General features: G+C 54.2%; 18 protein-coding genes. All 18 read left to right on the plus strand.

Features of this window, described 5'->3' with window-relative positions:
• Positions 1-37 precede the first annotated feature (37 nt).
• Complete coding sequence (gene mfd, locus MKY12_RS32205; RefSeq protein WP_339252676.1) at positions 38-3,562, plus strand: transcription-repair coupling factor; 3,525 nt, start codon at positions 38-40, stop codon at positions 3,560-3,562.
• Complete coding sequence (locus MKY12_RS32210; RefSeq protein WP_339252678.1) at positions 3,549-4,598, plus strand: peptidylprolyl isomerase; 1,050 nt, start codon at positions 3,549-3,551, stop codon at positions 4,596-4,598. Before mfd ends, MKY12_RS32210 begins: the two co-directional genes overlap by 14 nt.
• A 305-nt stretch (positions 4,599-4,903) precedes the next feature.
• Positions 4,904-5,446, plus strand: a complete 543-nt coding sequence (gene spoVT, locus MKY12_RS32215; RefSeq protein ID WP_036696414.1) for a stage V sporulation protein T — start codon at positions 4,904-4,906, stop codon at positions 5,444-5,446.
• A gap of 208 nt (positions 5,447-5,654) precedes the next feature.
• Entirely contained in the window at positions 5,655-7,304 is a 1,650-nt protein-coding gene (locus MKY12_RS32220) for a polysaccharide biosynthesis protein (protein WP_339252680.1), read from the plus strand.
• A 78-nt stretch (positions 7,305-7,382) separates the two neighbouring features.
• Positions 7,383-8,882 (plus strand): nucleoside triphosphate pyrophosphohydrolase, encoded by a 1,500-nt coding sequence (gene mazG / locus MKY12_RS32225; protein WP_339252681.1) that lies wholly within the window; start codon positions 7,383-7,385, stop codon positions 8,880-8,882.
• 286 nt (positions 8,883-9,168) lie between these two features.
• Positions 9,169-9,441 (plus strand): HU family DNA-binding protein, encoded by a 273-nt coding sequence (locus tag MKY12_RS32230; RefSeq protein ID WP_076082787.1) that lies wholly within the window; start codon positions 9,169-9,171, stop codon positions 9,439-9,441.
• Positions 9,441-9,719, plus strand: coding sequence for an RNA-binding S4 domain-containing protein (locus MKY12_RS32235; protein WP_036723951.1), 279 nt, complete (start codon positions 9,441-9,443; stop codon positions 9,717-9,719). Before MKY12_RS32230 ends, MKY12_RS32235 begins: the two co-directional genes overlap by 1 nt.
• Before the next feature lie 228 nt (positions 9,720-9,947).
• Positions 9,948-10,232 carry a sporulation protein YabP gene (yabP, locus tag MKY12_RS32240; RefSeq protein ID WP_036723950.1) on the plus strand — a complete coding sequence of 95 codons (285 nt, stop codon included), beginning with the start codon at positions 9,948-9,950 and terminating at the stop codon, positions 10,230-10,232.
• The gene (gene yabQ, locus MKY12_RS32245) at positions 10,229-10,792 is read left to right on the plus strand and encodes a spore cortex biosynthesis protein YabQ (protein WP_339252686.1); all 564 of its coding nucleotides are present in this window, start codon (positions 10,229-10,231) and stop codon (positions 10,790-10,792) included. The genes yabP and yabQ overlap by 4 nt, the downstream gene beginning before the upstream one ends.
• Before the next feature lie 30 nt (positions 10,793-10,822).
• Positions 10,823-11,158 carry a septum formation initiator family protein gene (locus MKY12_RS32250; RefSeq protein WP_339252688.1) on the plus strand — a complete coding sequence of 112 codons (336 nt, stop codon included), beginning with the start codon at positions 10,823-10,825 and terminating at the stop codon, positions 11,156-11,158.
• Positions 11,159-11,283: 125 nt separating this feature from the next.
• Positions 11,284-11,784: a S1 domain-containing RNA-binding protein gene (locus MKY12_RS32255; protein ID WP_036696437.1), complete on the plus strand. Its 501-nt coding sequence runs from the start codon at positions 11,284-11,286 to the stop codon at positions 11,782-11,784.
• Between the two features lie 45 nt (positions 11,785-11,829).
• Positions 11,830-12,114, plus strand: a complete 285-nt coding sequence (locus MKY12_RS32260) for a hypothetical protein (RefSeq protein ID WP_339252690.1) — start codon at positions 11,830-11,832, stop codon at positions 12,112-12,114.
• A gap of 343 nt (positions 12,115-12,457) precedes the next feature.
• A complete protein-coding gene (gene spoIIE, locus MKY12_RS32265) occupies positions 12,458-14,965 on the plus strand; it encodes a stage II sporulation protein E (RefSeq protein WP_076082799.1) in 2,508 nt (835 codons plus the stop codon).
• Between the two features lie 715 nt (positions 14,966-15,680).
• On the plus strand, positions 15,681-16,427 hold the full coding sequence (locus MKY12_RS32270; RefSeq protein ID WP_339252693.1) for a hypothetical protein: 747 nt from the start codon (positions 15,681-15,683) through the stop codon (positions 16,425-16,427).
• A complete protein-coding gene (locus MKY12_RS32275; RefSeq protein WP_209879246.1) occupies positions 16,411-17,355 on the plus strand; it encodes a serine/threonine protein kinase in 945 nt (314 codons plus the stop codon). The genes MKY12_RS32270 and MKY12_RS32275 overlap by 17 nt, the downstream gene beginning before the upstream one ends.
• A gap of 79 nt (positions 17,356-17,434) precedes the next feature.
• Positions 17,435-18,877 (plus strand): tRNA lysidine(34) synthetase TilS, encoded by a 1,443-nt coding sequence (tilS, locus tag MKY12_RS32280; protein WP_209879215.1) that lies wholly within the window; start codon positions 17,435-17,437, stop codon positions 18,875-18,877.
• 46 nt (positions 18,878-18,923) lie between these two features.
• Positions 18,924-19,463, plus strand: coding sequence for a hypoxanthine phosphoribosyltransferase (gene hpt, locus MKY12_RS32285; RefSeq protein WP_036696450.1), 540 nt, complete (start codon positions 18,924-18,926; stop codon positions 19,461-19,463).
• Positions 19,464-19,574: 111 nt separating this feature from the next.
• The gene (gene ftsH, locus MKY12_RS32290; RefSeq protein WP_339252695.1) at positions 19,575-21,620 is read left to right on the plus strand and encodes an ATP-dependent zinc metalloprotease FtsH; all 2,046 of its coding nucleotides are present in this window, start codon (positions 19,575-19,577) and stop codon (positions 21,618-21,620) included.
• Positions 21,621-21,731: the final 111 nt, after the last annotated feature.

A 21,731-nucleotide genomic window follows, 5' to 3' on the forward strand; every position in this document is an offset into this window, starting at 1 on the left:
GCCGCTGTCAGCCTGTTTAGTAAGAGAGGTGCACCTGTTGTTACAAGGTCTTATAGAAGCTTTTTCCAAGGATACTGATTTCCAGTCTGTCACCCGTGGCATCGCAGCAGGGATGAAGGAACAGCTTATCTCCGGTCTGTCCGGCTCGGCCAGACAAATCATGCTGGCTGCCCTGCATGAGGAGACGCAGCGTCCGCTCTTGGTTGTGACCCATAATATGTTCTCAGCCCAGAAGATGGCTGATGATTTGCAGGAAGCGCTTTCCCCGGAGCGGGTGCTGCTCTATCCGGCCAATGAGCTGGTGGCGGCTGAGGCCGCTGTCTCAAGCCCGGAGACGCTGGCTCAGCGGATTGATGTACTGACGCGCTGCGCCCAGGGCTTCCGGGGAATTGTAGTTGTTCCCTACTCCGGCGTTCGGAGGCTGCTCCCCGCTCCGCATGTCATGGCTGAAGCCCAGCTTACGGTTTCGCAGGACGGAACCTTGCCACTGGATGACTTCCTCATGTCCATGATTGAGATGGGCTATGAGCGGGTGGAGCGGGTAGAGAACCGCGGTGAGCTTAGTGTACGCGGCGGTATTATCGACTTCTATCCCATGACCTCTCCACTGGCTTACCGGGTGGAGCTGTTTGATGATGAAGTAGACTCCATCCGTACCTTCGACCCTATGGATCAGCGCTCCATCGATAAGGTCCGCAGTGTGAAGATTACACCGGCCAAGGAGATTATATTCGATCAGCTCCGCCAGGATGCGGCTTCTACCGCTGCGTCTGCAATGCTGGATCGGCAGCTTGAGAAGATGAGTGACCGTCAGGCTAAGCTGCGTCTGCGTGAGGAGATGGGCCGGGAGCTGGAGATGCTGCGGCAGGGTACCTATTTCCCGGAAGTCTATAAATATATCAGTCTGCTCTACCCTGAACGTATTCATCTATATGATTATATGGCCCAGGATACCTTGCTTGTCCTGGATGAGCCGGCCAGACTTCTGGAGACCGCCAAGCAGCTGGAGCGGGATGAGTCGGAATGGAATCTGCACTTGCTGCAGAACGGCAAGACGCTGCCTGAGCTTCAGCTCTCTGTCGACAGCGAGGTTATTATGTACCAGCGTCCGTACCAGAGCCTGTTTATGTCGATATTTCTGCGTCAGGTTCCACATATTCAGCCACAGAATATCTTAGGCTTCATCAGCCGCGGAATGCAGGACTTCCATGGCCAGATGAATGTGCTGAAATCCGAGATGGAGCGTTGGCACAAGTCCGGTGTGAAGGTGATCATGCTGGCGAACGGCGAGGAGCGGATGGAGCGTATCCGCCGGGTACTGGATGACTATGGCATTGAGGAGCCGACGATCCTGCAGGGCAACCTAGGCTCCGGCTTCGAGCTTCCTTCGATTCATCTCGCAGTGATCACTGAGGGTGAGATGTTCTCGCAGAAGCAGCGCAAGGCGCGGAAGGTCTCGAAGGGCATTGATAATGCCGAACGGATTAAGAGCTATACCGAGCTGAAGATCGGGGATTATGTGGTTCACCAGAATCACGGGATCGGTAAATATATGGGCATCGGGACGCTTGAGGTCAGCGGTATTCACCGCGACTATATGCACATCCTTTATGCAGGAGGCGACAAGCTCTCTGTTCCGATTGAACAGATTGACCTGATTCAGAAATATGTCGGCTCGGAAGATAAGGAGCCGAAGGTCTATAAGCTGGGCGGCAATGAATGGACCCGGGTTACTAGCAAGGTACGGAGCTCGGTTCAGGATATCGCCGATGATCTGATCAAGCTGTACGCAGAGCGCCAGAGCGCGCTTGGCTATGGCTTCGAGAAGGATACGCAGGAGCAGCGCGAATTCGAAGAGATGTTCCCTTATGAGGAGACCCGTGACCAGCTGCGGGCGATCGAAGAGATCAAGAAGGATATGGAGCAGAACCGTCCGATGGACCGGCTGCTCTGCGGTGATGTAGGCTATGGCAAGACAGAGGTGGCGATCCGGGCTGCTTTTAAATCTGCTATAGAGGGCAAGCAGGTGGCTGTGCTCGTGCCGACGACGATTCTGGCGCAGCAGCACTACGAGACCTTCCGTGAGCGCTTCGCCAATTATCCGCTGAATATTCAGGTGTTGAGCCGGTTCCGCAGCCGCAAGGAGCAGAATGAGACGATCAAGGGAGTACGCCAGGGGACAGTGGATGTTATTATCGGCACACACCGGCTGCTCTCACAGGATCTGGTCTTCAAGGACCTCGGCCTTCTGATTGTCGATGAAGAGCAGCGTTTCGGCGTGACCCACAAGGAGAAGCTGAAGCGGCTGAAGACCAATGTCGATGTATTGACTCTGACAGCCACACCGATTCCCCGCACGCTGCATATGTCGATGCTCGGGGTGCGCGACTTGTCAGTTATTGAGACACCACCGGAGAACCGCTTTCCCGTACAGACGTATGTGGTGGAGCATAGCCAGACGCTGACCCGGGAAGCAGTGGAGCGCGAGCTGGCCCGTGGCGGGCAGGTCTACTATCTGTACAACCGTGTACAGGGGATTCAGGAAATGGCGGCGCAGATCTCCATGCTGGTGCCGGAGGCAAGAGTGGGTATCGGGCATGGCCAGATGTCGGAATCGGAGCTTGAGAAGACGATTCTCGACTTCCTGGACGGAGAGTATGATGTGCTGGTCAGCACCAGTATTATAGAGACCGGTGTCGATATTCCTAATGTAAATACACTGATTGTTCATGATGCTGACAAAATGGGCCTGTCCCAGCTCTATCAGCTGCGCGGACGCGTCGGCCGTTCCAACCGGATTGCTTATGCCTACTTCACCTACCAGCGCGATAAAGTGCTGACAGAGGTGGCTGAGAAGCGCCTGCAGTCCATCAAGGAATTCACCGAGCTCGGGTCAGGCTTCAAAATTGCTATGCGCGATCTCTCCATCCGGGGAGCAGGCAATCTGCTGGGGGCGGAGCAGCACGGCTTCATTGCCTCGGTCGGCTTCGACCTGTATTCGCAAATGCTGGCGGAGGAAATCCGCAAACGCAAGGTGAGTGTGCTTGGCGAGGAGGATACTTCGCTGAAGCAGGGGAATACGGTCATTGATTTGTCGATTGACGCGTATCTTCCTTCCGAGTATATTTACGACAGTATCCAAAAAATAGAAATCTATAAAAAGGTTGCTGCTGTGGCTTCCTTCGAAGATGCCTCCGAGCTTGAGGATGAGCTGCTGGACCGGTTCGGCGAATTGCCGGAAGCCGTTATTAATCTGCTCTCTGTGGCCCGGTTGAAGGTGTATGGCAAGCTGTACGGCATGGAATCCATGGTCCGGCGCGGGGATGATGCCCTGCTTAATTTCCACGAGGGCAGCCTGGGGGCGTTTGATACGGCAAAGCTCGCCAAAGTTGGTAATAGCTTCGAAAGGCGTGTACAATTTGATAAGGATGCCAAGGCAACGATCCGGATCAAAGCGAAGGATTTAGGTGACAAGGAGCTGCTGGATGTGCTGGAGCAATTCCTCGCGGCAGCCAAACAGTCTTTAAAATCGAAGGGAGAATTACACAATGTCGTTAAATAAAAAATCCTGGAAGGTACTGGTGGTCTCGCTGACCGCAGCCCTGTCCTTCTCCATGCTTGCTGCCTGCAGCAATAAAAGTGATGATACTGCGGTGGCGACGTATAAGGGCGGCACCATTACCCAGAAGGAATTCAATCTGGATACCCGCGTAATGAAATTCCTGTCCCCCGAGCAGGCGCAGTATCTGGAGATTGATATGTTCAAGGAGTCCATCCTGAAGCAGGAGGTCGCGTTCGAATACTTGGCGGACAAGGCCACGGATGAAGCGAAGAAGGCTGCGGAGAAAGAAGTCGATACTCAGATCGGCTCTATCAAGACTGCGCTGGGCGATAAGTACAAGAGCACGCTGAAGGAACAGGATCTGAGCGAGTCGGACCTGCGTTCCTATATGCAGCGCGTACTTACCGTATATCAGGACATGCTGCTGAAATTAACGGACGAGCAGGTCAAGACCCATTATGAAGCCACCAAGGCTGATTATAGTGTGGCTACACTGCGCCATGTTCTGGTTGGCCTGACCGATAGCGCCGGCAAAGAGCGGACGGATGCCGATGCGCTGAAGCGCGCCCAGGAAGTGAAGGCGAAGCTGGATGGCGGTGCGGACTTTGCAGCCGTTGCCAAGGAATACTCGGATGATACCGGCACGAAGGAAACCGGCGGTGAATATAAGGACAAGGCACTGGTAGAATATGTAGCAGAGTTCAAGGCTGCGGCCCACTCTCTTCCGCTGAATACGATTAGTGAGCCGGTCAAGTCTACCTACGGATATCACATTATCAAGGTGGAAGCCCGCAAGGACACCACCTTCGATACGCTGACTGCCGACCAACTGAAGGCTGTGAAGAACTCTGCCGCTTCTGCCAGCCTGGAGACCTTCCTGGAGAAGGAACTGGACAGTCTGGAGATTAAAATCAATCTGCCGAAGAGCTCAGCTGCTGCAGGCAGCGCGGGAGCCACAGCTACACCGGCTCCGGCTGCGGGTAGTGACACGCCAGCCGCTACAGATACACCGGCTGCTACAGAAGCCGCTAAATAAATATAGGCTGGACAAGCCGCCTGATGCGCCATGCATCCGGGCGGTTTTTTTTGCCACAATAGAACAAAATGGGGAAAATACTGCGGCGGTATAGAAATAACTATTTGTGATCATAACTGGAATGATGCCGGGCCGGGGCGTTCTCATTCTCCAAGAACAATTATATGCGGGCTGACGGATGTATAAGGAACTGGGAAGAGATGAATACTATGGTCAGATATTACGATAAATCACCGGGATTAACCATTCCCATAATGGACAGTAGTTGGACCATACTTCTTAAGGAAAGCGGGGCAACATTTGAAATGAAAGCTACTGGTATTGTAAGACGTATTGATGACCTCGGACGAGTTGTTATCCCCAAAGAGATCAGACGCACCTTACGGATTCGTGAGGGCGATCCTCTGGAAATTTTTGTTGACCGCGATGGTGAGGTTATATTGAAAAAATATTCACCGATTGGTGAATTGGGCGATTTCGCCAAGGAATATGCAGAGTCGCTGTATGAAGGAACAGGGCATATTACCATGATTACGGATCGGGACACGTTCATCGCGCTCGCCGGCGGCTCCAAGAAGGATTATCTGGAGAAGCAAGTGGGTGTGCTGCTGGAAAAGGTAATGGAAAGCCGTAAAACGATGCTTGAGAACAATGCAGGCAGCTATGACATCAGCAAGGACCACACGGAGCTGTTATCCACGTATGTGGCAGCGCCTATTATCTCCGGAGGAGATCCCATCGGCTGCGTAGTGCTGCTGAACAAGGATGATTCAGTCAAGATGGCCCAGATGGAAGTGAAAATGGCTGAGACAGCCGCAGCCTTCCTGGGTAAGCAAATGGAGCAGTAATCAGCTGGTGCTGGAGAGTCCCGCTTTTCCTTAGGTTATTATGACCGTAGGGAATGGCGGGTTTTTGCTGTGAAATCGGCCCGCTCGGGAATAGAAGCACGGCCATTTACACTTCTACCCTTAGATAAGTTATAATATAGAAATTCATTTGCTTAGGTTAAAGCAAGCTCTATATTATGGCAGTTATGGCTGTAGAAGCAGGTAAACGATGACATCCAATTCGCAAGGCTCGAAGCTGCTGCAGGGCGCTTTTATTCTTAGCGCGGCAGCTATTTTCTCGAAACTGATCGGTACGCTCCAGAAGATACCGCTGCAGAATCTGGGCGGTGACGCCGCGTTCGGTATCTACAATACGGTCTATCCGCTGTATACCATTCTGGTTACGGTGGCGATGCTCGGGCTGCCTGCCGCCATCTCGCGGTTCGTGGCCGAGGCTTCGGCGGCACAGGACGCGCAGAAGGGGCGGCGGGTCCTGCTGCTATCCGCCGGAATTACAGCGGCCAGCGGCCTTCTGCTCGGCATTCTGGTCTACGCCGGGGCTCCGCTCATCGCGGTATGGGTCGGCAGCTCCCATATTGTCCCGGCTCTGCGCAGCAGCGCCTGGGGGCTGGCGGTGGTGCCGCTGATGGCGGCGCTGCGCGGCTACTTCCAGGGACTGCATAATATGATGCCGACTGCCGTGTCGCAGGTGGTCGAGCAGTCGGTACGCGTGGCGGTCATGATCGCGCTTCTGCTGTATCTGACGGGCGCTGGCGCAGATGCGGCAGGAATCGCTGCCGGTGCGATGCTGGGGCCCGCTGGAGGCGGGATCGCCGGTCTGGGCGTAATGCTGCTGTATTGGCGCAGCCACCGCCGGGGCTTGCCCGACAGGCTGCCTCAAGCTCCGATTAAGAACAGAACGGCATCGGCCGTGCGAAGTGCTAAGCAGGGCGTTCCTGCCCGCGAGCTGCTGGCCTATGGCCTCCCGGTGATGCTTGGCGCACTTGCGGTTCCGTTAATCGGACTGGTCGATGTCTTCACAGTTCCCCGCTTGCTTACGGGGAGCAGCAGCGAGACAGCAGCGATGGCCCAGTTCGGCATCTATAACCGCGGGCTGCCGCTCGTGCAGATCGTAACGATGCTGGCGACCTCGCTCTCGGTCGTCTTCATCCCGGCACTGGCCGAAGCGAAGTACCAGCGGGATGAGGCCTTGATCCGCACGCGCATCACGCTGTCGCTGCGCTGGTTCTGGCTCCTCGGGCTGGCCGCCTCCGTAGGCCTGGCCGTGCTTGCAGAGCCGGTGAACACGGCTCTGTACGGGGACGCCGCCGGCAGCGGCGCGATGACCTGGCTGGCCTTCACCGCCGCGGGCGGCACGGTCAGCATCATCTCCGCCGCGCTGCTGCAGGGCCTGGGCGCCGTGCGCGCGCCGGCGCTGACCCTGCTGGCCGCCGCTGCGCTTAAGGCGGCCCTCAACCTGCTGCTCGTCCCGCAGCAGGGCATTACCGGTGCGGCCATCGCTGGCGTGGCCGCACATCTCTTCGCAGCAGCGCTGAACGTGCTGCTGCTCTACCGGCAGGGACATCTGCGGCTGCGCGCCGCAGATGTTCTGCTGAAGCCCACGGCGCTGCTCGCGGGCCTGGGGCTGGCCGCCGCGGCCGTGAGCCACGGCACAGCCTGGGCGGCAGACGCCGCCGGCTTCGGCGGCGGGCGGACCGCGGCCCTGGCGCAGAGCCTGCTCGGCGTGCTCGCAGGCTGCGCCGTCTTCGCACTCGGCGCAGTGGCGCTGCGGCTGCTCAGCGAGAGCGAGCTGCGCCAGCTTCCGGGCTTCGGCCCCCGCTTAGCGGACAAGCTGAAGAAGCTGCGCCTGTTCCCATAAGGCGCAGCTCAATAGATACATAGCGCAGCCGCCTTTCGCGAATAGCAGCAGGCGGCTGCCTGGAAGGAGTAGACTGGCATGAGCGCAACATTAACGATCGTCGGCCTGGGCTCCGGGAACCCGGACCGGCTGACACTGGGCATTATCAAGAAGCTGAAGGCGGCCTCGGCCGTATATGTGCGGACCGCAGAGCATCCTGTCATGGCTGCACTGGCGGAGATGGAGATAGCCTGGGAGTCCTTCGACGGGCTGTATGAGTCGCTGTCGTCCTTCCCTGAGGTCTATGAAGCCATTACGGCAACGCTGATCGAGAAGGCTGCGGCCGCTCCGCAGGGCACGGAGATCGTCTATGCCGTGCCGGGGCATCCCATGGTGGCCGAATCCGCCGTCTCCCTGCTGCGCGGGCGCTGCCCGGAGGCGGGTATTGAGCTAAATATCCTCGGCGGCGAGAGCTTCCTGGATGAAGCGTTTGTCCGACTGGGCTTTGATCCGATTGAAGGCTTCCAGCTGCTGGATGCCTCCGGTATCCGCAGCTCCCAGCTTCACCCGGAGCTGCACACCCTGATCGGGCAGGTCTATGACAGCTTCACCGCGTCTGAGACCAAGCTTTGCCTGATGGAGCTGTACCCGCCCGAGTATGAGGTGATTGCCGCACATGCGCTTGGCGTGGAGGGCGAGGAGCAGATTCTCCGGGTGCCGCTGTACGAGCTGGACCGGCTGGACGGCTATGGTAACCTGTCGCTGGTATATGTACCGGCGAGCCGTGCGGATGAAGCGCGTAACCGTACCTTTGCCCGGCTGCATGAGATTGTCGATATTCTGCGGAGCCCCGAGGGCTGTCCCTGGGACCGTGAGCAGACGCATGAATCCTTGCGCAAAAATCTGATCGAAGAGACCTATGAGGTGCTGGAGACGATTGATGAGGATGATCCGGACCATATGAGGGAAGAGCTGGGCGACCTGCTGCTCCAGATTATGCTGCACTCCCAGATGGAAGAGGAGCTGGGGACCTTCAGTGTCTACGATGTCATTGAGGGGCTGAATGAGAAGCTGCTGTTCCGCCACCCGCATGTCTTCGGCGATCAGGCGGCGGGCAATGCCGAGGAGGCTCTGCAGAACTGGGAAGGGATGAAGGCCGAGGAGAAGCGGCGCAAAGGCGTGAAGCCCGAAGCCCTGTCCGCACTCAGCGGGGTTCCGAGGGATCTGCCGGCTCTGATGAAGGCGTATAAGCTGCAGAAGAAGGCGTCCCGCGTCGGCTTTGACTGGGATAACACCAGTGATGTGCTGGCCAAGATCCGCGAGGAGGTTGACGAGCTTCAGGAGGCGATTGAGACGGGACAGTCCGCCGGGGAGCAGATGCTGGAGCTGGGCGACCTGCTGTTCGCAGCCACCAATGTGGCCCGCTTCATCGGAGCCGATCCGGAAGAAGCGCTGACCCGCACCAACCGCAAGTTCGTAGCCCGCTTCGAGTATATTGAGCAGCGTCTGCGGGATCGGGGGGTCCGGCTGGAGGACAGCCCGCTGGAAGAGATGGAAGCCCTATGGCAGGAAGCCAAGGCAGAAGAGCGGAAGCAATAGATTTTAGAATTATAGTCTTCGGCGGTATATCCCGCGCGTTTCACGGCAATGCTGTGACTATTGGCGCGAATCTCTGATTTAAAATGTATTGAGAGGTTTATAATGTTATAGTGCTATAACCCCCATATCCTACGCAAGATGTTACTTTTTCAAAAAAAACGGCGGATCGTGGCAGGAATTGAGGGCGGAATCCAGAATATCATAAAGACGAAATGACGATTTGCCGTGATTTTCCGGTAAACCTGATTTTCATTTATTTTTTGTATCCTAGGAGGAACTTCAAATTATGAACAAGACAGATCTGGTAAACAACATTTCCGAGAAAAGCGGACTATCCAAAAAAGACGTAGAAACCGTACTTAACGGAATGCTGGGCGAAATTACAGAAGCTCTCGCAAGCGGAGATAAAGTACAGCTGATCGGCTTCGGTACTTTTGAAACGCGCAAACGTTCCGGCCGCACCGGCCGTAACCCGCAATCGGGCACACCTATCGAAATTCCTGAATCCACAGTGCCGGCCTTCAAGGCAGGCAACAAGCTCAAAGAAGCCGTTAACTAATGCGTCTGGACAAGTTCCTGAAGGTCTCCCGTCTGATCAAGCGCCGCACCGTGGCCAAGGATGTGTCCGAACAGGGCCGGGTGTTGATCAATGGACGGGAGTCCAAACCGAGCAGCACGGTGAAGATCGGTGACGAGATTACCGTGCAGTTCGGCCAAAAGCTTGTGACGGTCAAAGTGGAAAAGCTGGTGGAAACCACCCGCAAGGACGAGGCCGCCGGAATGTATACCCTGCTCCGTGAAGAGCCGGTTGCCAAAAGCACGGGACTCGACTGGTAGCAAATTATTGCAGCATAAGGTTAAGAGGTATTCCTGAAGCCGGGAGACGGCGGAGCGGAATGCCTCTTTTTTAAAAGATAAGTATTTATATGTTTTGGGGTCCCCGCAAAGTACCTGAGTCATCATCTAAGCTAAAGCCCCACTTTGTGGGGTTATTTTGTTGTTTTCACCTGTTCTATACCCTGTCCTTCCTTCATAGATTAGAACCAAGAAGGAGGGGTACATGCTATGATCGAGCCAGCCAAAGTCAACAAACAGCATGATCTGCACATGCGCAGCCGCAAGCAGATTGAGCTTACCGGTGTGCAGAATGTGGAGAGCTTTGACAGTGAAGAGTTTCTGCTGAGTACAGAACTTGGTGAGCTGACCATTCGGGGGACTCATTTACATATCAAGAATTTAAGTCTGGAGAATGGAATGCTGTCCCTTGAAGGCAATGTTCATTCCCTGATTTATCTGGACCCCGGGGCGCAAGGCAAAAATAAAGGGATTCTCCGCAAGCTGTTTAAATGAATCCCTCCGTTCAATGGATCACCCTGCTCTATATGATTTTGTCCGGCATTGCCATGGGACTGGCCTATGACAGCTACCGGGTGCTGTCGCAGAAGCTGAGATTTCCCAATTGGCTGAATGCGCTGCTGGATTTGCTGTATTGGATAGGGGCGGCCCTGCTGGTCTTTCGCATGCTTTATGCCGGAAACCAGGGACAATTGAGGTTTTATGTCGTTCTTGGCCTCTTTCTAGGTGTATGGATCTATTTTTTGATCTTCAGTATTACGGTGCAGCGTTTTGTGGTAAGGTTAATTCAGTCAGTTCAGTATGTATGCAGGATGCTATGGCGGTTCATTACCATAGTCATCGGAGGTCCGATTCTCTGGCTGTGGCGCCTGGTTAAGGGAACAGTACTGCTGCTCGGCCGGGTCCTTCTTTATATTTTTAAGCTGCTGCTGCGTCTAACCAAGCCAATCTGGGTACTTCCTGTAAGGTGGGTCTCTCCGTATGCATCCCGGTTCGTTCATAGCGACCGGATCGTGAGGATCACCGAGTGGATATCAGGGTGGCGGAAGCGCTGACCTTGAACCCTGGAACTGGAGGTAAGCTGAATGAACAGATTCTCTGTGGAAGAGAAGAATACGAACCAGAGTGCTTCGGCCGCAGGCGCGAAGAGAAGAAAGTTTATATGGATTCTTGTGATGGCTGTTTTCTTCGGCTGGGCCGGATTCACTTTCTTTGCCCAGAGCGCAGTAATCGCCGACAAGAGCGAACAGCTCGCCCGTAAGAAAGAGAACAGTGATAGTGTAACAGCCACGATGAATCAATTGAAATATGAGGTCTCGCGGCTGAATGACGATGAGTATATCGGACAATTAGCGCGTAAATGGTACAATATGTATCCTGCAGGGGAATCCCCTATCCGTACCGAGCAATCCGGGCAATAAAAGCAGGCGAAAAGAGGCTTACGCTGTGTTGCCTTGCTTTGCTCTTTACTGTATAATCAAATCACCGCAGACAGGATGGACATTATATTCGTCTGTATATTTTTAAGGGAGGATCATTTTATTCTATGGCAATTGAAGTGGGCACCAAGTTAGAGGGCAAGGTGACAGGCATCACGCATTTCGGAGCATTTGTGGATCTGTCAGGAGGTGTCACAGGTCTCGTTCACATCTCGGAGATCGCCGATAACTACGTCAAGGATGTTAACGATCATTTGAAGATTGCGGATGTAGTAACCGTTAAGGTGATCAATGTTGACAAGGACGGCAAGATCGGACTTTCCATTAAGCAAGCCGTTGATAAGCCGGCATCGGAAGTACGTCCCCCCAGAGCTCCAAGACCTGAACGTCCAAGCGGTGGAGACCGTTTCGGCGGTGGTGGCGGCAGTGGCGGAGGCGGCGGTGGATTCAATCGTGAACGGGGTGGGCGTCCATTCAAGCCTGCAGCCGGTAAACCTTCATTCGAGGATAAAATGTCACGCTTCCTGAAAGACAGCGAAGAACGGATATCTTCGATCAAGAAGAACACAGAAGGAAAGCGCGGCGGCCGTGGAGCCAAGCGCGTATAATCTGAGTCTTGCACATCATAAATAACCGCAGGGGTGTTGCGCCCTTTGCGGTTTTTTTGTATTTGTGCCCGCGGGCCGAATGTAGGCCAAAAACCGAACACTATCGGCAGCTCGGAGGCGCTTGAATCAAATGTAATCGGAAAACCGATTACAATCGGCAACGTGGAGGCGTACGGACCAAATGTAACCGGAAAACCGACTACAATCGGCAGCATGGAGGCGCGTGAACCAAATGTAATCGGAAAACCGATTACAATCGGCAACGTGGAGGTGTACGGACCAAATGTAATCGGAAAACCGATTACAATTTGCTCGCAACGCAGAGTATGAGCAGCCCAAGCCCACCCCAGCTCTATACCGCGTGCCCAAGCTTCCGGCTATTTTTGTCGGGCTTTGAACAAATTGCCGACAGCATCTATGCCATTCTCACATAACTCTAGGGCAATCGCTGACGAATGTCCGCGCGGCCACTACCTGCAACCGGCAGTCTGACTGCGGCAGTCCGCAGCCGATCTTTTACCCCGTATGGGATTGGGAGGCTTTTCCACAGAATGTCGGGACAGGCTTTTTTGTCGGAAATTTTTTACAGATTGCTCTCCGTTTCTGACAAACTTTCTTAAGACCCCCGCTATATAATGAGAACCATAAAATTCATAAACGGGTGGTGCAGGGAATGAGTAAAAGCAATGTGGTGAATTTGCCGGAGTGGACAAGAGCAGGAAGCAAAGACAAAAATCAGAAAGAAGCCTTAGGTACGCGCTTGAAGGCGTGGGGCACCAAGCTGCCGGTTATCCAGTTCATCGCGGTCAAGAAGTGGGTGCTGCTGCTTAGCCTTATGGGCTTTTTGCTGGGACGGGCTATGATCCTGGATGAGCTTACCCCGTTTGCTGCTGCTTATTTCGCCGTCATTGTATTTATGCGCAGGGATTCCATGCTGCCTGTGGCCGCAGCCATCGTGCTCGGCAGTCTCTTCACCCCATTTCCGGGTGCCATCGTGGTTGCGGCAGAGCTGATTATTTTTTATCTGATCTACAAAGGGCTGGAGAACTTCCAGCGGGTGGATCTGTCTTATGCCCCTCTGATGGTGTTCGTAGCTTCGTTTATGGTGGGACTGTTCCAGGTCGTTATCGGTCCTTCGCTCACGTGGTATCCGCTGATGATGGCGGCCATTGATGCCATACTCGGGTTCGTGCTGACGCTTGTATTCCTGCAGGCGCTTCCTTTATTCACCTATAAGCAGAAAAGCAGGGCACTCCGCAATGAGGAGGTACTCTGTCTGATCATCTTGCTGGCTTCCGTCATGACCGGTCTTGTCGGCTGGACCATTAACGGTCTATCGCTGGAGCATGTTTTATCGCGGTTTCTGATTCTGATCTTTGCCCTGGCCGGAGGAGCGCCGCTTGGTGCTGCGGTTGGTGTAGTGACCGGACTAATTCTCAGTCTGGCCGATATCGGAGCCATCTATCAAATGAGCCTGCTGGCCTTTTCCGGGATGCTGGCAGGCATGATGCAGTCCGGACGCAAAGGGGCGGTCTCCATCGGGATGCTGCTGGGATCAACGATTCTATCCGTATACTTCATGGGACCGGGCGATGTCATGAATTCTACCTGGGAGACCTGTGCAGCTGTAGTATTGTTTCTTCTAACACCTAAGGGGATGATTACTGCCATTGCCAAATATGTACCAGGCACAGCCGATCACAGCCGTTCCCAGCATGAATATGCCCGGAGGGTCCGGGATATTACAGCAGACCGGGTGACCCAGTTCTCACAGGTATTCCAGCAGCTCTCCAGCAGCTTCGGGCAGATTCCTCGGGCCGCAGAGGCGGGCAAAAGCGACCGTGAGATGGAGGACTTTATGAATACGGTAACAGAGGGAGCCTGCGCCGGATGCATCCGGCGGACCCACTGCTGGGATGCCAAGTTCTATCAGACCTACAGGTATATGACGGACATGATGACCACGGTCGAGGAGTGCCCGGACATTACCGCTGCCCAGCTGCCGCCGGAGTGGAGCCGGATCTGCGGCAGGACGGGGGAGGTTCTTGAGGTGATGAAGGGCCAATATGAGCTATACCAGCATGATATGCGCTGGAAGCGGCAAATATACGACAGCCGCCAATTTGTGGCTGAGCAATTATCCGGCGTCTCGCAGGTAATGGAGGATCTGGCGAAGGAGATTAAGCGGGAAGGGCAGGCGATGTACCGGCAGGAGAGCCAGATCCGGGAGGCGCTGGAGAAGCTGGGCCTCTCCATTCACAGCATTGAGATTCTGAGTCTCGATCCCGGCCGGGTAGAGATTGAAGTCGTGCATGCCTACACCCGGGGCTTCGATGAATGCCGCAAAATGATCGCCCCGCTGCTCTCGGATATTCTGGAGGAGAATATCGCAGTGGTCAGTGAGACCGCCGTCCATCCCCGCGAGGGCCTGTCGATGGTGACCTTTGGCTCGGCCAAGGCTTACGAGATTAGCTCCGGCGTAGCTGCCGCCGCCATGGGAGGCGATATGTTGTCGGGGGACAGCTTTAGTACGGTGGAGCTGGGTAACGGTACCTTTGCCGTCTCCATCAGTGACGGAATGGGCAACGGGGAGCGGGCCCGGATGGAGAGCAGCGCTGCGTTATCTATGCTGGAGAAGCTGCTGCAATCGGGAATGGATGAGAAGCTGGCGGTGAAATCCGTTAACTCCATTCTGCTGCTGCGCTCCCCGGATGAATTCTATGCGACAGTAGATATGGCGCTGATCGACCAGTATTCGGCGCAGACCATCTTCATGAAGATTGCTTCCGCTCCAAGCTTCATCCGGCGGGGCAGCGAGGTGATCCCTGTAACGGCCAGCAATCTGCCGATCGGCATCATCAAAGATATCGAAGTGGATCTGGTCACCATGCAGCTTCGCCCCGGTGATATTCTCATTATGATGACCGATGGTATTTACGATGCGCCCGGATATGCCGTTAATAAGGAGATATGGATGAAACGTCTGATTCAGGAGCTGGAGGGCGATGACCCGCAGGATATGGCGGACGAGCTGCTGGATAAGGTAATCCGCTATCAGGGCAATGAGGTCCATGATGATATGACCATCGTAGTCAGCCGTGTGGATCATTACCACCCGGAATGGTCCAGCCTGCATATGCCCGGCGTAGGCCGGATGGAGCGCCCGCGTACGGTTAGCTAACGCAGTTGCGATACGATTGGTGGGTATCACTTGAGTTTAAGTTTGATTAAGCTGAAAATGTTGTACGAAATGCAACCTGGTGTTGAAGATACCTGGGTGTTGGAGTGGATTGCTGCATGAATTGCAAGATTTTTTACACTAATCTGCTTTAGGGAGGAGGATTCCTGCCTTTTGGTCAACAATTTCGGTATTTGAGTGGATTGATGGAAGGAATGTTGCATTTAAGGCAGGATTATTAGATTCGGAGCTGGAGCTAGGGGATGAAGCATGAGGATGGGCAAAAGTATGAGTAAAAGTATGAGTAAAAGTAACATTCAAGGGCCGAAAGCAAAGTGAGCGCTGAAAGGCCGGGTTTTGTCTTTAAATTATTCGGCGAGTGCATTCCAGTCACTCGCCAGCCCCTGCTCCTCTCCTTTTCAACCGCTGCTGGTTAGCGGACGAAAGTTGAGGTTGAAGGTTTATCGTAAAATAAACGGAACGGAGAGAATTTTGGAGCCGTAGAAGCGAAGCGTTCGCCTTTGTCTTCCGATTTCAACCGCGAGCTGCGGTACAATAAATCAAGAAATCGGAAGACAACAGCGATCGAAGGCCCAAAATTCTCGCAGAGACTCTTTTTTACGAGCTCATTCAGATCTAATCTTTCAGCGTTAGGCGGCGTTTGAAATCTCTCAACCTTGGCAATGCTAGTAACTAGACAAGGAAGGGAGGAACGGTCATGAAGCAAATTCTGCTGATTACGGACGGTTGTTCGAATGTGGGGGAGAGTCCGGTGCTGGCGGCAGCACACGCCCGTCAGGAGGGCATCACGGTCAATGTTGTAGGGGTCGTGGATTATGGAACCATCGGTGAGCTGGGCAGCCGGGAGATTGCCGATATTGCCAAAGCAGGAGGCGGGATCAGCCGGATCGTGGGAACCCCGCAGCTGGCCCAGACCATTCAGATGATGACACGCAAGACGGTGGTTCAGACCATTCAGCAGGCAGTTAATAAAGAGGTGCAAAAAATTCTCGGCGACGGCTCGCTGGCGGAGCTGCCTCCGCAGCAGCGTTCGCAGGTGGTTACCGTGGTCGATGAGCTGACCGAGACCTCGCCACTGCGCATTGCGCTTTTAATTGACGCAAGCGCGAGCATGAAGCCGAAGCTTGGCGCGGTGGAGGATGCTATCCGTGATCTGGCGCTCAGTTTGGAGGCCCGGGAAGGGCGCAGCGAGATTGCCGTGTTCCATTTTCCCGGACGCTCCGGCAGTGAGGATGCCATGCTGGATATCGACTGGACCCGGAATGTGTCCGAGGTCCGCTCTCTTTTTTCCAGACTGAAGATGCGGGGGGCTACGCCGACCGGACCGGCTATTTTCAAGGTGCTGGAACATTACCATTATGATAAACTGGAAGAACATCGTAATTATCTTCCAGGGGAAGATGACGGGGCAAGAGAAGGGATGATTGATGGGTATGTCGTCTAATCCATCCTATCCGGCAGGCACAGTGATTACCGGCAAATGGCGGGGGAACCGTTATGTCGTGGAGCGTGTGCTGGGGAAGGGGGCAAACGGAACCGTATATCTGGTGCAGCGGGAAGGCAGACGGGAGCGGTATGCGCTCAAGATCGGATACGATACGCTGGAGCTGCAGTCTGAGATTAACGTGCTGACCTCCCTGCAGTCCTGCCGTAAGCGCAGCGAGCACCGGGCCCGCAAGGAATCGCCGCTATCCTCCTATCTGCTGGAATCGGATGATTTCAAGGACCGGGACCATACCCCCTTTTATGTGATGCGTTATGTGGAAGGCAGGCCGCTGCACCATTTCCTGTCCAGGAACGGTGCCTCTTGGCTGGGGCTTGTCGGAATGACGATTCTGGAGAAGCTGCAGACGCTGCATGAGTGCGGTTTCGTGTTCGGGGACCTGAAGCCGGAGAATGTCATGGTGTCCAGCTACGGGGAAGCCGAGCTGATTGATTACGGAGGGGCAAGCCCAATCGGACGGAGCGTGAAGCAGTTCACCGAATGGCATGACCGCGGATTCTGGAATGCCGGCAGCCGGACAGGCGACCAGAGCTATGACCTGTTTGCTTTTGCCGTCCTGTGCCTGCGTCTGCTTAATGAACAAGGGCTGAAGTCTGCCGCCCAGCAGCTGCCGCAGACAAGGAGCGTAGAGGAGCTGATGAAGCTGGCCCGGGAGCTGCCGGATAAGAAGCTGTCCTCCTGGCTATGCCTCGCGCTCAAAGGCGGTTTTCCCGGTTCCGCGCAGGCAGCAGAGATCTGGAGAAGCCACATCTACAGAGGACGGAAGACCGGACACGAGACGATGGCGACCCCGCGCTGGCTCAAAAATGCGTTCGCGCTGTCTTTATTTCTGCTGGCATTCACGCTATACTGGGTTTTCCGTTTCTAAAATCTGAAATCGTACATAATCCACAAGATGCTGACCGCCGGAGCAGGCCGTGTAAGGGATGGCAGGAAAGGAAGCCCCTATGGAGCACAGGAAGGAACTGGTGGAATCCGTAATGGAGGCTGCGGCTGAATATGAGCTGTGGGCGCCTCATGACACCATTGTAGTCGCAGTTTCCGGAGGGCCGGACTCTGTGGCTCTTTTGCGTATTCTGCATGAGATCTCCCTGACCCGGATGCCGCTGACGCTGATCTGCGCCCATGTCAATCACGGGTTCAGAGCCGAGTCGGTTGAGGAAGCAGAGCTGGTCCGGGACCTCGCGGCCGAGCTGGGCATTCCCTTCGAGCTGGGCGAATTCAATATTCCGTCCATCATTAAGGAGAGCGGGCTTGGCCCGGAAGGGGCTGCACGGGAGAAGCGTTACCAGTTCCTGATTGCTACCGCACACCGTTATCAGGCGCGCTCGGTGGCGCTGGCCCATCATGCAGACGATCAGGCCGAGACGGTGCTTATGCGGCTGCTGCGGGGGAGCGGGCCTTCGGGCCTTGCCGGCATGCGCTGGAAACGGACCGAAAAAAAGGTGGAACTCATCCGCCCCTTCCTGCGTATTAACAAAACGGCTCTTGTCGGCTTTTGCCGGGAGGAGGGCCTGGCTTATGCGGAGGATGCGACCAACCTCCTGACGCAGTACAAGCGGAATGCAGTCAGGCTGGAGCTGCTCCCTATGCTGGAGCAGCATAATCCGAGAGTGAGACAATCGCTTCTGCAGCTGGCTGAAATTGCCTCGGCGGAAGATGAATATATGGAGGCGAATGCGGCAAAATGCTTTGATGAGCTGGTTTTCACCGAGCATGGAAAATACACCTTGAAAAGAGCTGCCTTTGCGGCCATACCCTCCGCTTTACAACGGCGTTTGATTAAACTAATATTAAATTATCTGTCGGCGGATTCATCTTTCATGGATTTTTCCAAGATTGAAGCAGTACGCCGGGGAACGCTGCAGGAATACCCTACCGTCTGGACGCTGGATATGGGTGGCGGTTATGTCTGCGTGCGGCAATATGATACCATTGTGTTCTCGTCCAAGCCCTTGACCCGGCAGGTAAGCTATACATACCGGCTGTCTTTGACTCATCCCCGGATTAAGCTGATGGAGATAGGAAAGGTTATGACGATGAGGGGGCTTGAGGGGGAAGTTTTTTCTGCACAGGAGGAGGATTACGGGAAGAACTCGGCTTGGTTTGACGGGGACGATCTTGTCCTGCCGCTCACCATTCGTTCCCGGTTGCCTGGAGATACCATAAGGGTTATGGGATTAAACGGAAGCAAAAAGGTAAAAGATATTTACATTGATGATAAAATACCTTCTTCCGAACGGCCTGCAATTCCCCTCGTATGTGATGCACTCGGCAATATCGTCTGGATTCCGGGCGTAAGGCGCTCGGTGCATGCCGCAGTTGGGCGGCACACGGCCTCAGTTCTGCTCCTGACCCTGGAAGACATGGAACAGGGCGAAGAATCGTAATGGCCGAAGTAAGTCTTTCATAAGTATATCTTAGGAGGTTCGCAAGTTGCAGAATGATATTCAGGAAATCTTGATCAGCGAAGAAGAAATTCAACAAAGAATCAGGGAGCTTGGCGCCCAGCTGAGCAAGGAATATGCAGACCGCACACCTTTAGTGATTTGTGTACTCAAAGGTGCGTTTATTTTTATGGCGGATCTGGTTAAAGTGATTACAGTACCCGTTGAAATGGACTTCATGGCGGTATCCAGCTATGGCGGTACAACCAAATCATCCGGCGTAGTCAAAATCATCAAGGATTTGGACACATCGGTTGAAGGCCGTGATGTTCTGATTGTCGAGGATATTATCGACAGTGGCCTTACACTCAGCTATCTGATTGACATGCTGCAGGGGCGCAATGCCGCTTCTGTCAATGTAGTCACTCTGTTCGACAAGCCCTCGGGCCGTGCTGTGAATCTTGAAGCCCAGTATACCGGCTTTGTGATTCCTGATGCATTCCTCGTAGGCTATGGACTGGACTATGCCGAGCTGTACCGGAACCTCCCTTACGTCGGTGTACTGAAGCCTGAGATTTATACCAAATGAACTACCCGACAGCCTTAGATCTACGGATCACTTTTCTGGATTTCCTGACAATTTGAGGAGTCCGGTCAGGCTATGGTACAATAACTTGAGCGTTGCGAGAGGAGGTAGGGGATGAATCGGTTCATCCGGAATTCTGGTTTTTATTTGATTTTATTTTTAGTCGTGGTGGGCATAGTCCAGTTTGTGAGCAATGGAAATGAATCCGCCGATCTCCCTAGATATGACGAGTTGCGGCAGGAGATCTCGAACAATAATGTGAAGAGCATGACGGTTCAGTTTGAGGGGAATGCGTTTCTGGTTACTGGCGAATATAAAGAGCTGCCACCCGAAGCTAAATCGAAGAATTTCTCCACTTATGTTCCTCCTACAGACCGGGCCCTTGATGAACTTGTGGCTGCAAGCGATAAGAACGGCATAGAATTGAGTCAGAAGAAAATGGAAGGTGACAGCATCTGGCTGACATTCCTTTCTTCCATGATCCCACTGGTCATCATGTTCATCCTGTTCTTCTTCCTGTTCAATAATGCACAGGGCGGCGGCGGCAAGGTGATGAACTTCGGCAAGAGCAAGGCACGGTTATATAATGAAGAGAAGAAGAAGATCAGCTTCGAGGATGTTGCAGGGGCTGACGAAGAGAAGCAAGAGCTGGTTGAGGTTGTTGAATTCCTTAAGGACCCCCGCAAATTCGCAGCGGTGGGTGCCCGGATTCCGAAAGGGGTACTCCTTGTAGGTCCTCCGGGAACAGGTAAAACCTTGCTGGCCCGTGCAGTTGCAGGGGAAGCAGGCGTTCCGTTCTTCAGCATCTCCGGTTCCGACTTCGTGGAAATGTTCGTCGGTGTCGGCGCATCCCGCGTACGTGACTTGTTCGAGAACGCGAAGAAGAACGCTCCTTGTATTATCTTTATCGATGAGATCGATGCTGTGGGACGTCAGCGCGGCGCAGGACTTGGCGGCGGACATGACGAACGGGAACAGACCCTTAACCAATTGCTCGTTGAAATGGACGGCTTTGGCGGCAACGAAGGCATTATTATTGTCGCGGCTACCAACCGCGCAGATATTCTTGACCCGGCGCTGCTCCGTCCGGGCCGTTTCGACCGTCAAATTACGGTTGACCGCCCAGATGTGAAGGGCCGTGAAGCTGTACTGAAGGTTCACTCCCGCAACAAACCGCTGACCAAGGATGTAAGACTTGACGTTATCGCCAAGCGTACTACCGGCTTCACCGGTGCCGATCTGGAGAACCTGCTGAACGAAGCGGCATTGCTTGCTGCACGCCGTAACCGCAAGGACATTACGATGCGTGAAGTGGATGAAGCGATTGACCGTGTCATCGTCGGTACCGAGAAGCGCAGCCGCGTCATCAGTGACCGCGAGAAACGGATTGTCGCATATCACGAAGCAGGCCATACCATTGCCGGCTACTTCCTTGAGCATGCTGATGTGGTTCACAAGGTTACCATTATCCCGCGCGGCCGTGCCGGCGGATATGTTATTATGCTTCCTAAGGAAGACCGGATGATCGTAACCAAGCAAGAGCTTCTGGATAAGGTTACCGGATTGCTTGGTGGACGCGTTGCTGAAGAAATGTTCATTGGCGAAATCGGCACAGGCGCTTACAGTGACTTCCAGCAGGCTACGCGCATTGTGCGTGCGATGATTATGGAATACGGAATGAGCGATAAGCTTGGGCCCTTGCAGTTCGGTGCAACCCAAGGCCAAGTCTTCCTGGGCCGGGATATCGGACATGAACAGAATTACAGCGACTCCATTGCTTATGAGATTGATCAGGAAATGCAGAACCTTATCCGCAGCAGCTATGAGCGCTGCAGAGAGCTGCTGACCAAGCATTCCAAAGAAATGCACCTGATTGCCAACACCCTGCTTGAGAAGGAAACGCTGGAGCTTGATCAGATCACAGAATTGATTGAGCAAGGCTACCTGAGCGAGGATGGCAAGCCAGAAGAAGGCGACGCCATTACCAATGAAGCGGGCGAGCCGATCATTGATTCCATCGGTGATGTGCGCGTCCGGATTCAAGGCAAAACTGGCGAGGAATCCCCATTAGACCTGTCCAAGGATATTCCGAACAAGCCAGACCCTGAAGAGGGCAACGGACCGGATGACGGGAATAAGGGCGGCGGAAGCCTGGTCTAAGCTGTATCGCAGCAAATTATGTAATCTAGCCCGGAGAACCACTGGTTCTCCGGGCTTTTCTTTTAAAATATAAGAATGTATATGTTTCACACGGCAACTTGTCCTCCGGTT

This window comes from Paenibacillus sp. FSL M7-0896 (genome assembly GCF_037975415.1).
In the GTDB taxonomy this organism is placed as follows: Bacteria; Bacillota; Bacilli; order Paenibacillales; family Paenibacillaceae; genus Paenibacillus_AQ; species Paenibacillus_AQ silagei.